The sequence below is a fragment of the Aureimonas jatrophae genome, from assembly GCF_900104035.1.
In the GTDB taxonomy this organism is placed as follows: Bacteria; Pseudomonadota; Alphaproteobacteria; order Rhizobiales; family Rhizobiaceae; genus Aureimonas; species Aureimonas jatrophae.
On sequence record NZ_FNIT01000005.1, the window covers coordinates 40,206 to 59,845 of the forward strand.

The following is a 19,640-nucleotide window of genomic DNA, read 5'->3' on the forward strand; positions in this document are numbered from 1 at the left end:
AGCGAGGGTGTTGTGGCCGCGTTTTCGGTTCTGTCAATTCTTGTTCGGGGTCTGTGTGGGCCCCATAATCGAGGCGTGATGAAGCTCGACAGCAAATATTTCGACAAGATCCGCGTGCGCCCCGATCGGCAGGCCGCGGAGAAGGTGCGCGCGCCCGTCTGCTGCTGGGAAGGCTGCGACGAGCCGGGCGTCCATAAGGCGCCACGCGGCCGCGACCACGAGGGCCAGTACCTCCACTTCTGCGTCGACCACGTGCGGCTCTACAACAAGAGCTACAACTACTTTTCGGGTCTCGGCGACGACGACATCCAGAAGTATCTCAAGGACTCCCTGACCGGCCACCGCCCGACCTGGACCATGGGATCCAACTCGTCGGGCGCGATGCCCTCCACCAAGCCGAGCGGGCGTCCGCGCCGCTGGAACGGACGGGCACGAGACAGCTTCGGTCTGTTCGGCGAGGGCGAGGCCGCGCCGCCCGCGGCGCCGCGCAAGCCGCGCACGCTGGAGGCCAAGGCCATGGAAACGCTGGGCGTGCCGGTGAACGCGGGTGGCGAAACCATTCGCCTGCGCTACAAGGCACTGGTGAAGCAGTATCATCCCGACGCGAACGGCGGCGACCGGGGGTCCGAGGACCGCCTGCGCGAGGTCATCCAGGCCTACAAGCTTTTGAAGCAGTCGGGCTTCTGCTAATCCCGCCGAGGCCCGGCCCGACATGGGCGGGACCGGCGACACGAGTTCATGGCGCGCGGGCTACGTCTCCCCTTGCGCCCCAGGAGGTATGATGAGCGCAGCGGAAGTGGAAGTGGCAGGGCTTCCCGATGCCATGGTGTCCGTCCGCGAGACCTTCGGGTTCGACAGCACGCTGAAGGTCCCGGCCTTCTCCCGTCCCGACCCGCACGTTCCCGAGATCGATCCCGACTATCTCTTCGACAAGCAGACGACGCTCGCGATCCTCGCGGGTTTCGCGCGCAACCGACGCGTCATGGTGTCGGGCTACCACGGCACCGGCAAGTCGACCCATATCGAGCAGGTCGCCGCCCGCCTCAACTGGCCCTGCGTGCGCGTCAACCTCGACAGCCATGTCAGCCGCATCGACCTCGTCGGCAAGGACGCGATCACCGTGCGCGACGGGCTGCAGGTGACCGAGTTCCGCGACGGCATCCTGCCTTGGGCCTATCAGAACAACGTGGCGCTGGTCTTCGACGAATACGACGCGGGCCGTCCGGACGTCATGTTCGTGATCCAGCGCGTCCTGGAATCCTCGGGCCGCCTGACGCTGCTCGACCAGAGCCGCGTGGTGCGCCCGCATCCTGCCTTCCGCATGTTCGCCACCGCCAACACGGTGGGCCTCGGCGATACGACGGGCCTCTACCACGGCACGCAGCAGATCAACCAGGCGCAGATGGACCGCTGGTCCATCGTCACGACCCTGAACTACCTGCCGCACGACAACGAGGTCGGCATCGTCATCGCCAAGGTGCGGCACTTCGATACGAAGGAAGGACGCGCCCAGGTTTCCAAGATGGTGCGCGTCGCCGATCTCACGCGCTCGGCCTTCGTGAACGGCGACCTGTCGACCGTGATGAGCCCGCGTACCGTGATCACTTGGGCCGAGAACGCCGAGATCTTCGGCGACATCGGATTCGCGTTCCGCCTCACCTTCCTGAACAAGTGCGACGAGCTCGAACGCCCGCTGGTGGCCGAGTTCTACCAGCGCGCCTTCGGCGAGGAACTGCCCGAGTCGGCGGCCAACATCGTTCTCGACTGACCGCGATGGCACGCGTCGGCGATAACTCGGCCAAGTCCTCCAAGCCGAAGACGCAGGACCGCGAGCCCTTCCGGCGCGCGGTGGCGGGCTGCATGCGCGCGATCGCCGGCGAGTCCGAGCTCGAGATCGCCTACGGCAACGAGCGGCCCGGCATCACCGGCACGCGCGCCCGCCTGCCGGAACTCCCCAAGCGAGCCAGCGGTCAGGACGTCGCCGTCGTGCGTGGCCTGTCGGACGCGATGGCGCTGCGCCGCGCTCGCCACGACGCGCGCATCCATGCGACCCTGTCGCCCGACGGGCGCGGTGCACGTGCCGTGTTCGACGCGGTGGAGCAGGCGCGATGCGAGGCGATCGGCGCCAATGCGATGGTCGGCGTCGCGGACAACCTCGCGGTGATGCTGGAGGACAAGTACTTCCGCTCCAACCTCTCCGAGGTGACCGACCGCGCCGAGGCGCCGCTGGAGGACGCGGTCGCACTCCTGGTGCGCGAGCGTCTGACGGGCCGTCCCGTCCCCAAGAGCGCCGAGGCGCTGGTCGACGTCTGGCGCGACTGGATCGAGACCAAGGCCGGCGACAAGCTCGACGCCCTGAACGCGTCCGTCGAGGACCAGCGCCTGTTCGCTCGCGCGCTGCGCGACATGCTCGTATCCATGGAGATGGCGGAAGAGCTTTCCGACGAGGCGTCCGACGAGGAGGACGACCAGTCCGAGGAAGCCGGAGACAACCAGACACGCGACAACGAGGAGGACGGTTCCGAGAAGGATGCCGGCGCCGACGAGGCGCAGGCCGAGGAGTCCGAGACGCAGTCCGAGTCCGAGGAGACCGCCGAGGCCGAGACCTCGGAGGTCACGGCGGACGATCCCGTCGACGACGACGATCCCGATTCGGAGACGCCGGGCGAGTCGCGTCGGCCCAATCAGGCGCTGCCCAAGGAGATCGGCGATACCGACTACCGCGTCTTCACGGAAGGCTTCGACGAGATCGTAGGCGCCGAGGAACTGTGCGAGGAAGCCGAGCTCGATCGCCTGCGGGCGTTTCTCGACAAGCAGCTCTCGACGCTCCAGGGCGCGGTGGGACGCCTCGCCAACCGGTTGCAGCGTCGCCTCATGGCGCAGCAGAACCGTGCCTGGGACTTCGATCTGGAAGAGGGTTACCTCGACACGGCGCGCTTGACGCGCCTCGTCACCGACCCGCTCCAGCCGCTCTCCTTCAAGATGGAGCGCGACACCGACTTCCGCGACACGATCGTCACGCTTCTGATCGACAATTCCGGCTCGATGCGCGGGCGCCCGATCACGGTCGCGGCGACCTGTGCCGACATCCTGGCGCGCACGTTGGAGCGCTGCGGCGTCAAGGTCGAGGTGCTGGGCTTCACGACGCGCGCCTGGAAGGGTGGCCAGTCGCGCGAAAGCTGGCTGAAGGCCGGCAAGCCGCAGCGCCCCGGCCGCCTCAACGACATCCGTCACATCATCTACAAGTCGGCCGATGCACCCTGGCGCCGCGCGCGGCGCAATCTCGGGCTGATGATGCGCGAGGGGCTGCTGAAGGAGAACATCGACGGCGAGGCGCTGATCTGGGCGCACAACCGCCTGCTCGGCCGCCCGGAGCAACGGCGCATCCTGATGATGATCTCGGACGGTGCCCCGGTGGACGACTCGACGCTGTCGGTGAATCCGGGCAACTACCTCGAGCGCCACCTGCGCGCGGTGATCGACGAGATCGAGAACCGCTCGCCGATCGAGCTGCTGGCCATCGGCATCGGCCACGACGTGACGCGCTATTATCGCCGTGCCGTCACGCTGTCGGATGCCGAGGAACTGGCCGGGGCCATGACCGAGCAGCTTGCGGCGCTCTTCGAGGACGAGAGCGGTCAGGCCCGCGGCGGTGCCCGTCGGCGGATGGCCGGCCGCCGGTGAAACGGACGTGGCTGGGCGCGGTGTTCGCCGCGCTTCTTGTTCTGCCTCCCGCTTATGCCGAGGACGTGTCGATCACCGCACGATCGATCGAGCGGTTCCGGATCGGCTCGGCCGAGACGCATTTCGGCGCCCTCACCTTCCGCGGCGGCTTCAGCTACCGCTCGCCCAGCAGCCGCACCCTCTCCAGCGTCTCCTCGATCCGTATCCGAGACGCGGGACGGCGCTTCCTGGCGGTCACGGACACGGGCTCCTGGTTCGCCGGACGCATCCGACGCGACGATGATGGGCGTCCGACAGGCGTCGAGAACGCCGAGGTCTGGCCGATCCTGTCACGGGCCGGCCGACCGCAGCCCCGCAAGGGAATGGCCGACGCGGAAGCGCTGGCGATCGCGGGCGACACGGTGCTCGTCGCCTTCGAGGGCAACGACCGCATCGAGCGCTTCCGCCCCGCCGATGCGCCATTCGAAGCGCGAGCCGAACCCGTGGCCCTGCCGATCCCGCCCCGCGAGCTGCGCGGCAACGGCGGTATCGAAACCATTGCGGTCGCCCCTCGCGGGTCATCGCTCGCAGGCGAGATCGTGATCGTGTCGGAGCGTTCGGTCGATGCGGCCGGGAACCTCCTAGCGGCCTTTCTGGGTCGCGGCGCGAAGGGTCTGTTCACCGTGCGGCGCGAGGCGCCCTGGTCGGCGACCGACGGTGCCTTCCTGCCCGATGGCGACCTCCTGCTTCTGGAGCGGCGCTACGAGGGCTTTACCCGCATCGGCATGCGCATCCGCCGCCTGCCCGCAGCCGCGCTCAAGCCCGGCGCGGTGGCGGACGGGCCTGTGATCATGGAAGCCGACCTCGGCAACGAGATCGACAACATGGAGGGGATCGACGTCTGGCAGGATGCCGAGGGCCGCACCGTCGTCAGCCTCGTGTCGGACGACAACGGCTCGTTCCTGCAGCGAAACCTTTACCTGGAATTCCTGCTGGAAGCGGACGCTCAGGCGGCGGCCACCGGCGCGTCTCGATAGGGAAGGATCGCATTGATCGCGATCCGGTAGGGCACGAGGCCGAACACCGCGATCAGGAGCTTCACGCCGAAGTCGCCCATTGCCCAGGAGATCCAGCGCGGCGCCTCGGCCGAGAAGAGGCCCAGAAGCGGCGCGCTCTCGGCAGCGAACTCGTCGCCAGGCCCCAGAAACAGAAACAGCGACGCGAAGGCGACCGAGAAGAAGATCGCCGTGTCAAGGATCGTGCCTGCAATGCCGCTCGCCAGCGGCGCCTTCCACCACGAGCCACGGCGCAGACGGTTGAAGACGAGGATATCCAGAAGCTGGGCGGCGAGAAACGCCGAGCCGCTGGCCAGGGCGATGCGGAGCAGACGTCCGGGCTCGGTCTCGAAGGGCACGAGACCGAACCGGTAGAGGATCGGCGGCAGAACGATCGACGAGATGATCGCGGCCGCAAAGCCGGCATACACGACGCGGCGCGCCAGGACGGGACCGAAGACCCGGTTGTTCACGTCCGTCACGATGAAGGCGAAGGGGTAGACGAAGGCGCCCCAGGTCAGAAGATTCGCCAGCTCCAGCGATCCAACGGTCGCATGGACCGGGAACTGCACGGCGATGTTCGACAGAAGCACGATGATCGTCATGGCGATCACCGGCGCGACGAGGCGGCGGGACGAGGTCATGTCTTCGGATCCATTTTTTTCAGCTGGGAGATGGCACCAGCGGGGAAGCCCCAACGAACAACGCCGCCCGAACGGGGCGGCGCTGCCTATGCGATCAGTCGGACGCCCGGATCAGGCGGCGACGGTCTCGACCTGCTCGACCGACTTCTTGGCGATCTGGCGCTTCAGGAGACGAGCGCGCTGCGACAGCTCCTGCTCGTTCGCCTTGGCCAGGAAGGCGTCGAGGCCGCCACGGTGCTCCACCGAGCGCAGCGCATGGGCGCTGACGCGAAGACGGAAGCGCTGGCCGAGCGCGTCGGAGATCAGCGTCACGCTGCACAGGTTCGGCAGGAAACGGCGACGCGTCTTGTTGTTCGCGTGGCTGACGTTGTTGCCGGACATGACGGCCTTGCCGGTGAGTTCACAAACGCGGGCCATGAGAGGGTCCTTTCAAGATCGATACGGCCGTTCGGGGCGCGCCGCCGAAAGGATCCGGCACGATCATCCACCCCATGGCATACGGGAAAATCGAGCCCGGCTATAGTCGCCGCCTTGCGCGTCGTCAAGACGCGGGGGCCGCTCGACCCTTCGGCCCTTATCCTCTTCGCGGTTTTTGGGCATGGTGTGGTTCATCTCCGCCGTCGCCAATCGGAGTGCCGGGACCACCCATGCGTCTTTTGCTCGTCCTTCTTGCCGTTCTCGCCGCCGCGCCGGCGCAGGCCGCGTCCGAAACCCTGACCACCATCTACCGCATCTCGCTTCTGGGACTGCCGGTCGGGCGCGCGGAGTTCAAGACGCGGATCGACGGGCAAAGCTACGAGGTGTCGGGAACACTGTCCTCGGCGGGTCTGGCCGAACTCGTCTCCTCGACGCGCGGAACCAGCTCGGTGCGCGGGACGATCCGGCCCGACCGCCTCCAGGCCGAGCGCTACCGGCTCGACTACACGAGCGACGGCAAGGCCTGGAAGTCCGATGTGCGATACGGGCGCGGCCGCGCGCTCAGCGCGACGGTCGCCCCGCCGATCCGCCAGCCGCCCCCGGCCGACTTCGTTCCCGTCATGCCCGCTCAGTTGCGCCGCGTCGTCGACCCCTTGAGCGGCCTGATGCTGAGGCCGCGCGACCCGGACCAGCTGTGCGCGGGCGCCCTTCCCTTCTACGACGGCTGGTCGCGCCTCGACCTCGCGCTCTCGCCGAACGGGCGGGACGACTTCCAGGCGGACGGGTTCGACGGCGAGGCCGTGGTCTGCAACGTTCGGGTGCGGCCCGTGTCGGGCTACCGCACCTCGTCCAAGGGCCTGAAGTACCTCGCCGACAAGGTGCTCCAGATCTGGTTCGCGCCGTCGGGGCGAAGCGGCATCTACGCACCCGTCTATGTGCGCATTCCGACCGAGGTCGGCCCGCTGACGCTGACGGCCACGACCTTCGCCAAACCTTGAGTAGCAGTGCGGACCCAGGACTAGGTTGTACCGCCCGCTGCGATGAGGCGGGTGAGCCAACGGCATCCGCCGTATCGGTCCGTCACACTCTCTAGAGGTCCAGCATCCCCTCGATCAGGATGCTGACGGCCCCGCCGATCATCACCGCGTCACCGTCCGGCCGCACATGGACGCGGCCGATGCGGCCGATGCGCGTGCCCTGCGCGACGACATAGGGTCCGTCGAGCCGCCCCTCCGCCTGCCGCCAGCAGGCCAGCGCCGCGTTGAGCGAGCCGGTGATCGGGTCTTCCTTGATGCCGTGCCAGATGTCGATCATCCGCACCTCGACGTCGGCTTCGCCGCCCGGAGCGTGCGGGCCGATCAGGCCGATGGCGCGCTCTTCGGGGAAGCTGGCGCCCGTCGGATCGGCCGCAAGCACGGCCTCGGCGCTGCGCAGCTCGATCGCCTCCCAGGCCGGGCCATTGACGAGGCGCGCCGAGCGCACGACCTCACGCGGGTCGATGCGCAGCGCCGCCAGCGCCTCTGCCAAGCGCTCGGGCTCCAGCGCCTCGATGCGCGTCGGCGGCGCGACGAAGGCGGGAACCGCTCCCGACACGTCGATCCGCACGATGCCGACGCCGCATTCCTGCCGCACGATTCCGCCCTGCGCTGCGCGGCCGCCCGCGTGGAGCCACGCCGCGCAGGAGCCGAGCGTCGGGTGGCCGGCAAACGGAAGCTCACGCGTCGTGGTGAAGATGCGCAAGGCATAGTCGGCCGCGGCCGGATCGCTCGGCGGAAGGAGGAAGGTCGTCTCGGCGAGGTTGGTCCAGACGGCGAAGCGCTGCATCTCTTCCGTGGACAGGCCCTCGCCGTCCAGCACGACCGCCAGCCCGTTGCCGCGCGTCGGCACGTCGGAAAACACGTCGCATTGAATGAACCGCCGTCGCATCGCCTGCACTCCCGAACCGAAGATCGATCCCTCCTATCAGACCCGTGCCGCTGCGTCGGCCCGCCGCGCGCATCCAATTCGCGCGGCCGTCGTTTTGCCGACCAAAGACCCAATCGGAGCGATACGCATGTCCACTACCGCAGAGCATACCGACCCGAAACTTTGGGAGAAGGTGAAGGAGAAGGTCACCGCCGGCACCAAGGGCGGCAAGGCCGGCCAGTGGTCGGCGCGCAAGGCGCAGATGGCGACCGCCGAGTACAAGAAGGAAGGCGGCGGCTTCAAGGGTGAGAAGCGCGAGGACAACAGCCTCCACCAGTGGACCGAAGAGGAGTGGGGCACCAAGTCCGGCAAGAAGAGCGGCGAGACCGGCGAGCGCTACCTGCCCAAGAAGGCGCGCGAGCATCTCTCCGATGCCGAGTACAAGCGCACCACCGAGAAGAAGCGCCGCGATACGAAGAAGGGCGAGCAGTTCTCGGCGCAGCCGGACGACGTCGCCAAGAAGACCGCCCGGGATCGCCACGACGGCGGACACGGCCAGACGCGCGCCGCTCTCTACGCCGAGGCGAAGAAGCGCGACATCCCGAACCGCTCGAAGATGACCAAGGAGCAGCTCGAAAAGGCGCTCGCGCACTAAGCCATCGCCCCGCGGTTTGACCCTCGCGCCCCCGTCCGCTACCGGCTGGATCCGGCACGGACGGAAGCGATCGGCATGGCGACGGCACTGGGTTTTTCGGCGATCCTGATGTGGGCGCTTCTGGCGCTCCTGACGGCGCGCTCGGGGACCGTGCCGCCGTTTCAGCTCGCCGCGATGACCTTCGCGCTCGGCACCCTTGTCGGCATCGCCTCGCTGGCAGCGCGCGGCGTCTCGTGGCGCGTCCTGCGGCAACCGGCGTCCGTCTGGCTGCTCGGCGTCGGCGGCCTCTTCGGCTACCATGCGGTCTACTTCGCGGCGCTGCGCAACGCGCCCGCCGCGCAGGCCAGCCTCATCGCCTATCTCTGGCCGCTTCTGATCGTCTTCGGCTCCGCGCTCCTGCCCGGCGAGCGCCTGCGCTGGTACCACGTCGCGGGTGCCGTTCTCGGTCTCGGCGGCGCCGCGCTCATCATCACCGGCGGCGGCACGACAGGCTTCAGCGGCTCCTACGCCTTCGGCTACATGCTGGCGGGCGCCTGCGCCATGATCTGGACGGCCTACTCGCTCCTCTCGCGCCGCTTCGCCGACGTGCCGAGCGATGTCGTGACGGGGTTCTGCGCAGCGACCGCGCTGCTGTCGCTCGTCTGCCACCTCTTGTTCGAGACGACCGTCTGGCCGGCCACCGGCGGCCAGTGGCTGGCGGTTCTCGCGCTCGGCCTCCTGCCGGTGGGCGCGGCCTTCTACGTCTGGGACATCGGGGTAAAGCGCGGCGACATCCAGCTCCTGGGCGCGGCGAGCTACGCGGCGCCGCTTCTCTCGACGCTCGTGCTCGTGCTCGCCGGCGAGGCGGTTCTGACCGCTCGCGTCGCCGGCGCGGCGGTTCTGATCACGGGCGGCGCGGTGCTGGCCGCGCTGCCGCTGTTCCGGCGCCTTGCCTCGAAGGCGGCGCCCAGCGCCGTCTGATCAGCGCCCCGGCGCGCGTGGCACGGGGCGCCAGCCGGGCGGCGCCATCTCGAAGCTCTCGAAGCGGAAGCCCGGCGCGACGGTGCAGCCGACCAGCGTCCACTCGCCGAGGCTGGTGGCGGTCTGCCACCAGTTGGCGGGCACCGTGAACTGCGGCGTCTCGCCGAGGTCGAGCGCTGACCCGAGCCGGTGGGCCGAGGCGTCGTGCCCGTTCGGCGAGACGGTGAGAACCAGCGGCGCGCCGGCGTACCAGTGCCAGGTCTCCGCGGCATCCGTCACGCGATGCCATTCCGAGGTCTCGCCCGTGTCGAGGAGATAGTAGATCGCCGTCGACCGCGCGCGGCCCGTTTCGTCCAGCGCCTCGTCGCAGAAGGTCTGCCGATACCAGCCGCCTTCGGGATGCGGCTCCAGCTTGAGCCGGGCGATGATGTCGCGCGCCCTCAATAGCCGTTCCTCCGCTCGCGCAGCGCTGCGAACACCGCCACCGGATCGGCGCCCGCCATGCCGATCGCCTCGGCAAGGCCCGGATCGTCGGCGCGCAGGAACGGATTGGTGCGCTTCTCGTCGCCGAGCCTGACCGGCACGGTCGCTTGGCCCGCGACGCGCTGCGCCTCGACCTCCTTCACCCGCTCCTGCAGGAGGAGGTTGCCGGGATCGACGTCGAGCGCGAAGCGCGCGTTGGTCGCCGTGTACTCGTGGCCGCAATAGACCGTGGTGTCGTCGGGAAGCGCCCTGAGGCGCTGGAGGCTCGCCCACATGGTGGCCGCGTCCCCTTCGAACAGCCGGCCGCAGCCGAGCGAGAACAAAGCATCGTTGCTGAACAGGAGCCGCTCGTCCGGCATATGGTAGCTGATGCCACCCGCCGTATGGCCGGGTGTGTCGATCACCTCGACGACGAGGCCCGCGAGATCGAACCGCTCGCCGCCCGAGACCGCGCGGTCAAGGCCGGGAATGCGGTCGCGCTCGCCGCGCGGCCCGATGATCTCCAGGCCGAAGCGCGCCTTCAGCGCCGCGTTGGCGCTGGTGTGATCGTTGTGGTGGTGCGTCGTCAGGATATGCGTGAGGCGCCAGCCTTCACGCTGCAACGTGGCGAGGATCGGCCCCTCCTCCGGCGCGTCGATCGAGACCGCGACGCCCCGCGCTCCGTCGTGGACGATCACCCCGTAGTTGTCGGTTCGGCAAAGGAACTGGCGGATCTCTATCATCATGCAGCAAAGCTCCCGGGATCAGGCAGGCGAACATAAGACGATCCGTCCTCGCTTCGAGGGAGCGGGGTTCCGGCGCGTCCGGGCAAAGGCTAGTCTGCCAACCGACCTGACCGATCCGGCGACTTTACGCGTGAACACCGACATCCTCGACCTTCGCGACTTCTACGCCTCGCGTCTCGGCGAGATCGCCGTGCGCTCGCTGGCCTACTCGCTCGCACCGGTCTGGAAGCCGATCCACGACGAGCGCCTCGTGGGCCTTGGCTACGCCGTCCCCTACCTCGAGCGTTTGACGGGCGACGCCGACCGCACGCTCTGCTTCATGCCGGCCGCGCAGGGAGCCGTGAACTGGCCCTTCGGGCGCCCTTCCCTGGTCGCGCTCGTTCATCCGCCCGAACTGCCGCTCGGCGACGCATCCGTCGATCGCATCCTGATGGTCCATGCGCTGGAGTTCGCCGAGAACCCCGGCGAGATGCTGAGCGAGGCGTGGCGCGTGCTCGCCCCCGGGGGCCGGATCGTGCTCGTCCTGCCCAACCGCCGCGGCGTCTGGGCGCGCTTCGAGCACACGCCCTTCGGATCGGGCCGCCCCTGGTCGCGGGGGCAGGCGACGAGCCTCCTGCGCGAGACGATGTTCACGCCGTCGGGCTTCTCGGACGCCCTGCACTTTCCACCCTTCCGGCGCGCCGCGGGCCTCAGGGTCGCGGGCGGCTTCGAGCGGGTCGGCCGGCGCTTCTGGCCGCTCTTCTGCGGCGCCATCATCATCGAGGCGACGAAGCTGGTCTATCGCGGCATTCCGGTCACGACGCGCGAGCGCCAGCGCCTGCGCGCCATCCGTCCCGTGCTCGTGCCCCAGGGCGCACCAGCCCCCGCACTCAACCGCGAGCCGCTCGACGCGGGCCCCGGCGATCCTATGTCGTGAGACCGTCAGGCCGGCGAAGCATTCCAAGCCGCCGGCAACGGAGAATCGATCATGGAACAGCGGCAACTCGGGCAGGGACTCACCGTCTCGGCGGTCGGCCTCGGCTGCATGGGCATGTCGGAATTCTACGGCGCGGGCGACGACGCCGAGTCGATGAACGTCATCCACCGCGCGCTCGATCTCGGCGTGACCTTCCTCGACACGGCCGACATGTACGGTGTCGGGCGCAACGAGGAGCTGGTCGGCCGGGCGATCAGGAACCGCCGCGACAGCGTGGTGCTGGCCACCAAGTTCGGCAACGTGCGCGGGCCGAACGGCGAACGCCTCGGCATCAACGGCCGCCCGGACTACGTGCGAAAGGCCTGCGACGACAGCCTCCGGCGGCTCGGCGTCGAGATCATCGACCTCTACTACCAGCATCGCGTCGACCCCAACGTGCCGATCGAGGACACGGTGGGCGAGATGAGCCGTTTGATCGAGCGCGGCAAGGTGCGCTTCCTCGGCCTGTCCGAGGCGGGGCCGGCGACGATCCAGCGCGCGCACGCGACCCATCCCATCGCCGCGCTTCAGACGGAATACTCGCTCTGGAGCCGCGAGCCGGAGGACGAAATCCTGCCGCTCCTGCGCGAACTCGGCATCGGCTTCGTGCCCTACTCACCGCTCGGCCGCGGCTTCCTGACGGGTCGCTTCAGCAAGCCGGACGATCTCGGCGACGACGACTTCCGCAAGAGCAACCCGCGCTTCTCGCCCGAAAACTTCGACGCGAATCGAAAGCTCGTCGCGGTGGTGGAGTCGGTTGCCGCGCGCCGCTCGGCCAAGGCGGGTCAGGTGGCGCTCGCCTGGGTGCTGGCGCAGGGCACCGACATCGCGCCCATCCCCGGCACGAAGCGCGTTCGCTATCTCGAGGAGAACGCGGACGCCGCGAACCTCGAGCTGACGCGGGACGATCTGGAGGAGCTCGATCAGGCCTTCCGGCCCGGCGCGGTCAAGGGCACGCGCTACCCGGAAGCCGGCATGAAGGCGGTCAACCTCTGATCGCGTCCCGCGCGCTCAGGCGTGCGGGATGCCCTTGCTCCCCTTGTCCGCCTGATACGTGGCGGACAGGTCGGCGTAGGTCTCGCGAATGCGCTCGACGCGCGCCATCAGCTGCGCGCGCGACACCTCGTCCTCCTTCGCGATCGCGTCGAGCAATGCGTGGCTCGTCCAGTACTTGTTGACGCGATTGTAGAGCGGACGGTCCGTCGGCACGGCCTCGCGGTCCGGGTCTGGCACCGCGTAGACCGCGCGCAGGATCTCGATGTCGTAGGGGATCGCGAACGCGTCGCGGCTGTCCTCGTAGCGAAACAGATAATGGAAGTTCCGGAAGCCCGACCACGTGATGCCCGAGAGGCAGAGCGAGCAGGGCTCGTGGGTGGCGAGGAACAGGCAATCGGCGGGCGCGGGGCGCTCGGTCGCATCGATCTGGAAGAAGCGGCGGATCGCATGCATCTCGCCGTGCCAGAGCGGGTTCTCGGTCTCGTTGTTGGTCTCAGCGACGACCAGCCCCCCGTCCGGCCCGAGGATCGCCGCGCCGAAGAGCTTGTTGCCCCCGGCAACGCCCCGCCGCGTCAGCGGCACGATGTCCTGCTCGATCACGTCGAGCATCCGCTCGATCATCGTCGCGTCCATGTCCGCCCCTTGTTTGTTAGCGCTTCAGAACGAACACCGCCTGCGCGCCGAAGAGGTTCCAGAACCACCAGGGCAGACGCATGCCGACCCGTTGACCGGAGGCATCCAGCGCGATCGCGGTCTCGACCGTCGCGCCGACCTCGCGCGCGAGTTCCACGAAGTCGCGGATCGTGCAGAAGTGGATGTTGGGCGTGTCGTACCAGGCGTAGGCGAGGTTGCGCGTCACCGGCATGCGCCCCGTGAGAAGAAGGCTGAGCCGCACCGTCCAGTGACCGAAGTTCGGGAACGAAACGACCGCCCGGCGCCCGATGCGCAGCAGTTCCTCCAGGACGAGCTTCGGATTCTCGGTGGCCTGGATGGTCTGCGACAGGACGGCGTAGTCGAAGGCGCCGTCGGGATAGTGCTGAAGGTCGCGGTCCGCATCCCCCTGCACCACCGAGAGCCCGCGCCGCACGCACTCGTTGACGCCCGGTTGGCTGAGTTCGATGCCGCGCGCGTCCACGCCGCGCCGCGCCTCCAGCAGCACCATCAGCGAGCCGTCGCCGCAGCCGACATCGAGAACCCGGCTGCCGCGCTCCACGAGGTCGGCGATCAGCTTGAGGTCGACACGCCCTTCCTCCGCCACCGTGCGGGTCGTGGGAACGGGCGCCTCGTGTTCGAGCGCGGTCATGGGTTCAGCCCTCTGGCGCGGGCGGCCGACGACACGAAGCCGCGCACCGCGCCCGAGAACTCCGGCTCGTCGAGCAGGAAGGCGTCGTGCCCCTTGTCGGTCTCGATCTCGACGAAGGAGACCGACGCCGCGTTGGCGTTCAGCGCGTGGACGATGGCGCGGCTCTCCTCGGTCGGGAACAGCCAGTCCGACGAGAAGCTCACGAGGCAGAAGCGGGTCTGGACGCCCCGGAAGGCGTCGGCCAGGCGCCCGCCGTGCTCGGCCGCGATGTCGAAATAGTCCATGGCGCGCGTCAGGTAGAGATAGGCGTTGGCATCGAAGCGGTCGACAAAGGTCATGCCCTGGTGGCGCAGGTAGCTCTCGATCTGAAAGTCGGCGTCGAAGCCGAAGCCGACCTGTTCGCGGTCCTGCAGGTTTCGCCCGAACTTGCGCTGGAGGGCGGCCTCCGAAAGGTAGGTGACGTGCGCCGCCATGCGCGCCACCGCCAAGCCCTTGTGGGGTCGGGTGCCGGCCTGGATGTAGCGCCCGCCGTGCCATTCGGGATCGGCCATCACGGCCTGCCGACCGACCTCGTGGAAGGCGATGTTCTGCGACGAGTGGCGCGCGCCAGTCGCGATCGGCAGGGCGCAGAAGACGCGTTCGGGATAGGCCACCGTCCACTGCAGGCACTGCATGCCGCCCATGGAGCCGCCGATCACCGCGAAGAGCTGATCGATCCCGAGCCGGTCGATCAGCATGGCCTGCGCCCGCACCATGTCGGGAATGGTGAGGACCGGAAGGTCGAGCGCGTAGGGCGTGCCCGTCGAGAGGTCGATCGAGGCCGGCCCCGTCGAGCCCATGCATGAGCCGATGACGTTGGAGCAGACCACGAAGAACCGGTCCGTATCGATCGGCTTGCCTGGCCCGATCAACGACGACCACCAGCCGGGCTTTCCCGTCACAGGACTGGCACTCGCGGCGTACTGGTCGCCCGTCAGCGCGTGGCAGACGTAGATCGCGTTGGACTTGGTCTCGTTGAGCTCGCCATAGGTTTCGTAGGCGATATGAAAGGGTGAAAGGGTCCGGCCGGCGTCGAGGCGCAGCGGCTCGTCCTTGTCGAAATAGGCGACCTTCGAGGACGGCTGGCGGGCCTCGCGCAGGCCGGCCGAGGCCTCCGGCGCGGGAGGAGCGATCGTGGACATGGCTCCTGCTATCGCCTCCCCGCGCGCGGCGCAACGCGTGCGTGCGGACGCTCCTTGAGAAGTCTCGACATCGCCTCCACCCGGGTCTATGCGCGTGCCTGTCCCTCCCGCAGCATTGGAACTGTCCATGGCTTCTCCTAGCGCGCGTCCCGTCCCCCGTCCCGGCGTGATGGAGATCGAGGCCTATGTGCCGGGCAAGAGCCGCGCGCCGGACGGCGTGAAGCTTCACAAGCTGTCCTCCAACGAGACGCCCTTCGGCGCCTCGCCGCGCGTGCAGGAGGCGATCCGCGAGGTCGCTGGCCATCTCGAACTCTATCCCGACGGGCAGAGCAGCGCGCTGCGCCAGGCGATCGCCGAGGTGCACGGTGTCAACCCCGCGCGCATCCTGTGTGGCAACGGCTCGGACGAGCTTCTGGGCCTTCTGGCGCAGGGCTTCCTCCAGCCGGGCGACGAGGCGATCCACACCGAGCACGGCTTTCTCGTCTACGACATCTACATCCGCGCGGCCGGCGGCGTGCCGATGGTCGCCAAGGAGCGTGACGAGCGCGCCGACGTCGATGCGATCCTCGCGCTCGTCACCGAGCGCACGCGCATCGTCTTCCTCGCCAATCCGAACAATCCGACCGGCACCTACCTGCCGTTCGACGAGGTGCGGCGCCTTCATGCCGGGTTGCCCGGCAATGTGCTTCTCGTCCTCGACGCGGCCTATGCCGAATACGTCAGGCGCAACGACTATGCAGCCGGCCTCGAGCTCGTGTCGGAGAACGAGAACGTCGTGATGACGCGCACCTTCTCGAAGATCCACGGCCTCGCCGCGCTGCGCGTCGGCTGGATGCTCGGGCCGGAGGGCGTGATCGCCGCGCTCGACCGCATCCGCGGGCCGTTCAACCTCAACGCCATGGCGATCGCCGCGGGCACGGCGGCCATCCGCGACCGGCAGCACGTCGAGCGCAGCATCGCGCACAACACCGAATGGCTGGAGCGGCTGACCGCCGGGCTGGAGGCGCTCGAGCTGCGCGTGACCCCGTCGGTCGGCAACTTCCTCCTGGTTCACTTCCCCGAGGCGGCCGGACGGACGGCGGCCGATGCCGACGCCTTCCTGACCGAGCGCGGCTTCATCCTGCGCCGCGTCGCGGGCTACGGATTTCCGAACGCGCTGCGCATGACGGTCGGCACCGCGGAGGCCAACGAAGGCGTCCTCGCCGCGCTCACGGAGTTCACCGCCCGATGAGCGAGTTCCTGTTCGAAAAGGTCGCGCTGATCGGCATCGGCCTCATCGGCTCGTCGATCGCGATCAACATCCGCGAGCGGGGCCTGGCGCGCGAGGTCGCGATCGCGACCCGCCGCGAGGAGACGCTGCGCCGCGCCGAGGAGCTGCGCCTCGGCTCGAGCTTCCATCTCGACCCGGCCGAGGCCGTGCGCGACGCCGACCTCGTGATCCTGTGCCTTCCGGTCGGCTCCTGCGGCGCGGCGACCGAGGCGATGGCCAAGGGTCTGAAGCCCGGCGCGATCGTCACCGATGTCGGCTCGGTCAAGGGCGCGATTGTGCGGGATGTGGGCCCGCACCTGCCCGCCCACGTCCACTTCGTGCCGGGACACCCGATCGCGGGCACCGAGCAGTCGGGACCCGACGCGGGCTTCCTCGAGCTCTTCGAGAACCGTTGGACGATCCTGACGCCCCTGCCCGACACCGACGAGGCGGCGACAGAAGCCCTGCGACGCTTCTGGGAGGCGACCGGGGCGATGGTCGAGGTCATGACGCCCGAGCACCACGACATGGTGCTCGCGATCGTCAGCCATGTGCCGCACCTCATCGCCTACAATATCGTGGGCACCGCCGCGGACCTCGAGACCGTGACGCAGTCCGAGGTCATCAAGTTCTCGGCGTCCGGCTTTCGCGACTTCACGCGCATCGCGGCCTCCGACCCGACCATGTGGCGCGACATCTTCCTGACCAACCGCGAGGCGGTGCTGGAGATGCTGTCGCGATTCTCCGAGGACCTCGCCTCGCTGCAGCGGGCCATCCGCTGGGCGGACGGCGAGGCGCTGTTCGACCTCTTCACCCGCACGCGCGCCATCCGCCGCTCCATCGTGCAGGCGGGCCAGGATACGGAGGAAGCCAACTTCGGCCGCCTCAAGCCGCGCCGGGGCGACCCGTGGAACGAGAAGGGTACGACGGCGCCGGGCGAATGAAGGTCAGATCGGCGGCAGACGCCCGAGCGGGATGAAGCCAAGGCGCATCTCGCCGTTGCGGACCTGGACGTCGATCACGCTCGTGCCGTTCTCCTGCCGGCCGGCAAAGGTGATGGCGCCGGCCACCGCCTGCATCACGCCGCCGAGCCCCGGCACGAGCGCGTTGACGGCGCCCGCGATCCGGTCGGCGTCGGCGACCGCCAGGCGGAAGTCGCCCGAGATACGGCCGTCGGCCGCGATCTGGAACGGACCCGACAAGGCGACGCTGCCTGGCACGTTGTCGGCGAAGGCGAAGGACACGTTGCGCAGTTGCCCGGAGCGCCCGCGCAGCGCCTCGTCCAGCCGACCGCCCGGCACGCCGCGCACCAGCCAGTCGCCTGCGCTATCGACGCTGACGTCGGCCAGGACGTTGAGCGAGGGAAGCGCGACGCCGTTCGGCAGCTGACCGGCCACGCCATCGTCGCTGAGGGCGGCCAGCAGCGTTTCACCGTTGCGTGCCAGATGGATCTCGAGCCGCTGCGAGGTGAGGAGCGGCGCCTGCGCGGCGCCACCATCAGCGCTTCGGATCGCCAAGGCCGGCTGATCCACGGCCAGCGACATGCGCATCAACCCTTGCGTGAACAGGTTGGTGGACGCCTGGGCAAGCTCCCACGTCATCTCCAAAGGCGGAAGGTTCGGTGCATCGACGAGCAGCGGCCCGTCGAGTTCGCCGACGATGCGCGTCGGGTCGTAGATCTGCGCGGCGGTCCGCAACGCGCCGGCGCTCGCCTTGATGCCGGAGCTCGCCGACTCGACGGCGATGCTGTCGCAGTGAAGACCGATGCGGAAGGGATAGCCGAAGACCTTCCGGTTCGGGCAGTCGATCGTGGTTCCGCCGCCGGCCGCCGCGTCGAGGGCGGAGCTGACGCGCGCATCCAGCTCGCGCGCTAGGTAGAACCAGGCGGCGGTCCCCACGACGGCGAGGATCAGGACGAGGGCGCCGACCCAGACGAAGACGCGCATCGCACCCGAGCGCTTGCGCTCGTCCGTCCTTGCGTTCGCCATGATCCGATCCTTTCTGTCGAGCCGCAGATTCGCGGCGCCTTGTGGCGCCTGCTGGGCCGAGATGGCAAGGACGATGACGGAATTTTGGGTCTTCGGATACGGTTCGCTGATCTGGCGACCGGGCTTCGAGTTCGAGGAACGGGGCAAGGCAAGGCTCGCGGGCTTCCACCGATCGCTCTGCGTCCATTCCTATGTTCATCGCGGAACGCCGGAGAGGCCCGGCCTCGTGTTCGGCCTGGACCGGGGCGGCTCCTGCGTCGGCATGGCGTACCGGGTGGCCGAGGAACAGCGCGAGACGACGCTGCAATACCTTCGCGAGCGCGAACTCGTCACCAACGTTTATCTGGAAACGGTGCTGCCCGTGCGGCTCGCGGACGGGCGCCTCGTTCGGGCCGTCACCTACGTCGTGGATCGGGGCCACGCGCAATATGCCGGACGCATCGAGGTGGCGGACGCCGCCCGTCTCGTGGCGCGTTCGCACGGCCGATCCGGCCCCAACGTCGATTACGTCCGCTCGGCGCTGGCCGAGATCCGGGCCCTCGGGCTACGGGACCCATGGCTGGAGGGGGTCGTCGCCCGGCTCTAGCGAAAGGCTCGCCTCAAGCGGGAGCGCGACCGAGATGGACCGCCACGAGCTCGCTCATCGGCAGGTCGGGATGCTCGACATAGGCCTGGCGCATGAGGGCGAGCGAGCGAGCCTCGACGCGCTCCCGGAGCAACGCCACGAACGCCTCGCGCTCCAGTCCCGGCGCGATCGGCTCCAGGAACTCGGCGCGGATCGTCCCCGGCTGGCGCCGCACCGCCTGGCGCGGCCAGAACAGGCCGGAGTTCAGCGCCATCGGAGCGACGGGAATGCGCAGCTTCTCGTAGAGGAAATGAATGCCGGGCCGATAGTTCGGCGCCGCCCCCGGGGCCGAACGCGTGCCCTCGGGAAAGATCACGATCTGGCGCCCCTCGCGCACCGCACGTTCGGCTCCCGCGAGAAGCGACGGCAGAACGGCGCCGCGCTTGCGCCGGTCGACCGGAATCATGCCCATGCGACGCGCGTACCAGCCGAAAACCGGGATCCGCATCAGCTCCTTCTTCAGGATGAAGGTGGGCTTCTCGACCTCCGGCAGGATGGCAATGACCTCCCAGAAGCTCTGGTGCTTGGCGGCGACGATCAAGGGACCGCTGGGAAGGTTTCCTTGCCCGGTGATCGCGGAGCGCGTTCCAGCGACCATGCGCAGCAGCCACAAGCTCGACTGGGCCCATCGCTTGACGATCCGCCAGCGCGTCGCCTCCGGCAGGAAGAAGAAGACGGGCAGGTAGAGAAGCAGCTGCCCGACGAGGTTCGCATAGAACAGAACCTGAAAGGCGAGCGATCGAAACAGGGTCATGCGGTCCGGAAACTATCTGCCTCGAGGGTCGTGCGTGAGGTTTCTAAGGCCGCTGCGGCGCGAGGGAAAGCCGCATCGTGCG

General features: G+C 68.7%; 22 protein-coding genes. 12 read left to right on the forward strand and 10 right to left on the reverse strand.

Annotated features, from left to right (window positions below):
• Window positions 1–78: 78 nt before the first annotated feature.
• The 4 genes from BLQ76_RS11970 (at window position 79) to BLQ76_RS11985 (ending at window position 4,700) form a co-directional block, all read left to right on the forward strand.
• Window positions 79–690, forward strand: a complete 612-nt coding sequence (locus BLQ76_RS11970; RefSeq protein ID WP_090673453.1) for a J domain-containing protein — start codon at window positions 79–81, stop codon at window positions 688–690.
• A 91-nt stretch (window positions 691–781) separates the two neighbouring features.
• Window positions 782–1,768, forward strand: a complete 987-nt coding sequence (cobS, locus tag BLQ76_RS11975; RefSeq protein ID WP_090674088.1) for a cobaltochelatase subunit CobS — start codon at window positions 782–784, stop codon at window positions 1,766–1,768.
• Window positions 1,769–1,773: 5 nt separating this feature from the next.
• The gene (gene cobT / locus BLQ76_RS11980) at window positions 1,774–3,684 is read left to right on the forward strand and encodes a cobaltochelatase subunit CobT (protein ID WP_090673454.1); all 1,911 of its coding nucleotides are present in this window, start codon (window positions 1,774–1,776) and stop codon (window positions 3,682–3,684) included.
• Window positions 3,681–4,700 carry an esterase-like activity of phytase family protein gene (locus tag BLQ76_RS11985; protein WP_090673456.1) on the forward strand — a complete coding sequence of 340 codons (1,020 nt, stop codon included), beginning with the start codon at window positions 3,681–3,683 and terminating at the stop codon, window positions 4,698–4,700. The genes cobT and BLQ76_RS11985 overlap by 4 nt, the downstream gene beginning before the upstream one ends.
• Here BLQ76_RS11985 and BLQ76_RS11990 read toward each other — a convergent pair.
• Window positions 4,670–5,362, reverse strand: coding sequence for a queuosine precursor transporter (locus BLQ76_RS11990; protein WP_090673458.1), 693 nt, complete (start codon window positions 5,360–5,362; stop codon window positions 4,670–4,672). The two genes, BLQ76_RS11985 and BLQ76_RS11990, sit on opposite strands and share 31 nt — an antisense overlap.
• 111 nt (window positions 5,363–5,473) lie before the next feature.
• Window positions 5,474–5,779: a 50S ribosomal protein L28 gene (gene rpmB, locus BLQ76_RS11995; RefSeq protein WP_062016614.1), complete on the reverse strand. Its 306-nt coding sequence runs from the start codon at window positions 5,777–5,779 to the stop codon at window positions 5,474–5,476.
• A 230-nt stretch (window positions 5,780–6,009) separates the two neighbouring features.
• Between rpmB and BLQ76_RS12000 the strand changes: the two genes are divergently transcribed.
• The gene (locus BLQ76_RS12000; protein WP_090673460.1) at window positions 6,010–6,777 is read left to right on the forward strand and encodes a DUF3108 domain-containing protein; all 768 of its coding nucleotides are present in this window, start codon (window positions 6,010–6,012) and stop codon (window positions 6,775–6,777) included.
• A 91-nt stretch (window positions 6,778–6,868) separates the two neighbouring features.
• On the opposite strand, the gene BLQ76_RS12005 is transcribed toward BLQ76_RS12000, so the two are convergent.
• Window positions 6,869–7,705, reverse strand: a complete 837-nt coding sequence (locus tag BLQ76_RS12005) for a PhzF family phenazine biosynthesis protein (protein ID WP_090673462.1) — start codon at window positions 7,703–7,705, stop codon at window positions 6,869–6,871.
• A gap of 127 nt (window positions 7,706–7,832) precedes the next feature.
• Here BLQ76_RS12005 and BLQ76_RS12010 point away from each other — a divergent pair, with 127 nt between their 5' ends.
• Window positions 7,833–8,339 carry a hypothetical protein gene (locus tag BLQ76_RS12010; RefSeq protein ID WP_090674091.1) on the forward strand — a complete coding sequence of 169 codons (507 nt, stop codon included), beginning with the start codon at window positions 7,833–7,835 and terminating at the stop codon, window positions 8,337–8,339.
• Window positions 8,340–8,414: 75 nt separating this feature from the next.
• Window positions 8,415–9,299 carry an aromatic amino acid exporter YddG gene (gene yddG / locus BLQ76_RS12015; protein ID WP_170842574.1) on the forward strand — a complete coding sequence of 295 codons (885 nt, stop codon included), beginning with the start codon at window positions 8,415–8,417 and terminating at the stop codon, window positions 9,297–9,299.
• On the opposite strand, the gene BLQ76_RS12020 is transcribed toward yddG, so the two are convergent.
• Together BLQ76_RS12020 and gloB are read right to left on the reverse strand one after the other, a co-directional pair.
• Window positions 9,300–9,743, reverse strand: a complete 444-nt coding sequence (locus tag BLQ76_RS12020) for a cupin domain-containing protein (RefSeq protein WP_090673465.1) — start codon at window positions 9,741–9,743, stop codon at window positions 9,300–9,302.
• Complete coding sequence (gene gloB, locus BLQ76_RS12025; protein WP_090673467.1) at window positions 9,740–10,507, reverse strand: hydroxyacylglutathione hydrolase; 768 nt, start codon at window positions 10,505–10,507, stop codon at window positions 9,740–9,742. The genes BLQ76_RS12020 and gloB overlap by 4 nt, the downstream gene beginning before the upstream one ends.
• 130 nt (window positions 10,508–10,637) lie before the next feature.
• Here gloB and BLQ76_RS12030 point away from each other — a divergent pair, with 130 nt between their 5' ends.
• Both BLQ76_RS12030 and BLQ76_RS12035 read left to right on the forward strand, forming a co-directional pair.
• Window positions 10,638–11,423 (forward strand): class I SAM-dependent methyltransferase, encoded by a 786-nt coding sequence (locus BLQ76_RS12030; RefSeq protein WP_090673469.1) that lies wholly within the window; start codon window positions 10,638–10,640, stop codon window positions 11,421–11,423.
• Between the two features lie 51 nt (window positions 11,424–11,474).
• Window positions 11,475–12,458, forward strand: coding sequence for an aldo/keto reductase (locus BLQ76_RS12035; RefSeq protein ID WP_090673471.1), 984 nt, complete (start codon window positions 11,475–11,477; stop codon window positions 12,456–12,458).
• Between the two features lie 15 nt (window positions 12,459–12,473).
• On the opposite strand, the gene BLQ76_RS12040 is transcribed toward BLQ76_RS12035, so the two are convergent.
• From BLQ76_RS12040 to metX, 3 genes are read right to left on the reverse strand one after another with little or no spacing between them, the layout of a single operon-like run.
• Window positions 12,474–13,091: a nucleoside deaminase gene (locus BLQ76_RS12040; RefSeq protein WP_090673473.1), complete on the reverse strand. Its 618-nt coding sequence runs from the start codon at window positions 13,089–13,091 to the stop codon at window positions 12,474–12,476.
• A gap of 16 nt (window positions 13,092–13,107) precedes the next feature.
• Window positions 13,108–13,761: a methionine biosynthesis protein MetW gene (gene metW, locus BLQ76_RS12045; RefSeq protein ID WP_090673475.1), complete on the reverse strand. Its 654-nt coding sequence runs from the start codon at window positions 13,759–13,761 to the stop codon at window positions 13,108–13,110.
• On the reverse strand, window positions 13,758–14,942 hold the full coding sequence (gene metX, locus BLQ76_RS12050) for a homoserine O-acetyltransferase MetX (RefSeq protein WP_090673478.1): 1,185 nt from the start codon (window positions 14,940–14,942) through the stop codon (window positions 13,758–13,760). Before metX ends, metW begins: the two co-directional genes overlap by 4 nt.
• Before the next feature lie 127 nt (window positions 14,943–15,069).
• On the opposite strand from metX, the gene hisC reads away from it, so the two are divergent.
• Window positions 15,070–16,173 carry a histidinol-phosphate transaminase gene (hisC, locus tag BLQ76_RS12055; protein WP_090673481.1) on the forward strand — a complete coding sequence of 368 codons (1,104 nt, stop codon included), beginning with the start codon at window positions 15,070–15,072 and terminating at the stop codon, window positions 16,171–16,173.
• Window positions 16,170–17,135 (forward strand): prephenate/arogenate dehydrogenase family protein, encoded by a 966-nt coding sequence (locus BLQ76_RS12060; protein WP_090673483.1) that lies wholly within the window; start codon window positions 16,170–16,172, stop codon window positions 17,133–17,135. Before hisC ends, BLQ76_RS12060 begins: the two co-directional genes overlap by 4 nt.
• A gap of 3 nt (window positions 17,136–17,138) precedes the next feature.
• Here BLQ76_RS12060 and BLQ76_RS12065 read toward each other — a convergent pair whose 3' ends face one another.
• Window positions 17,139–18,179, reverse strand: a complete 1,041-nt coding sequence (locus tag BLQ76_RS12065; protein ID WP_090673486.1) for a DUF2125 domain-containing protein — start codon at window positions 18,177–18,179, stop codon at window positions 17,139–17,141.
• Between the two features lie 73 nt (window positions 18,180–18,252).
• Between BLQ76_RS12065 and BLQ76_RS12070 the strand changes: the two genes are divergently transcribed.
• Window positions 18,253–18,765, forward strand: coding sequence for a gamma-glutamylcyclotransferase (locus BLQ76_RS12070; RefSeq protein WP_090674093.1), 513 nt, complete (start codon window positions 18,253–18,255; stop codon window positions 18,763–18,765).
• Window positions 18,766–18,778: 13 nt separating this feature from the next.
• Here BLQ76_RS12070 and BLQ76_RS12075 read toward each other — a convergent pair whose 3' ends face one another.
• Window positions 18,779–19,558 (reverse strand): lysophospholipid acyltransferase family protein, encoded by a 780-nt coding sequence (locus BLQ76_RS12075; RefSeq protein WP_090673489.1) that lies wholly within the window; start codon window positions 19,556–19,558, stop codon window positions 18,779–18,781.
• Window positions 19,559–19,640: the final 82 nt, after the last annotated feature.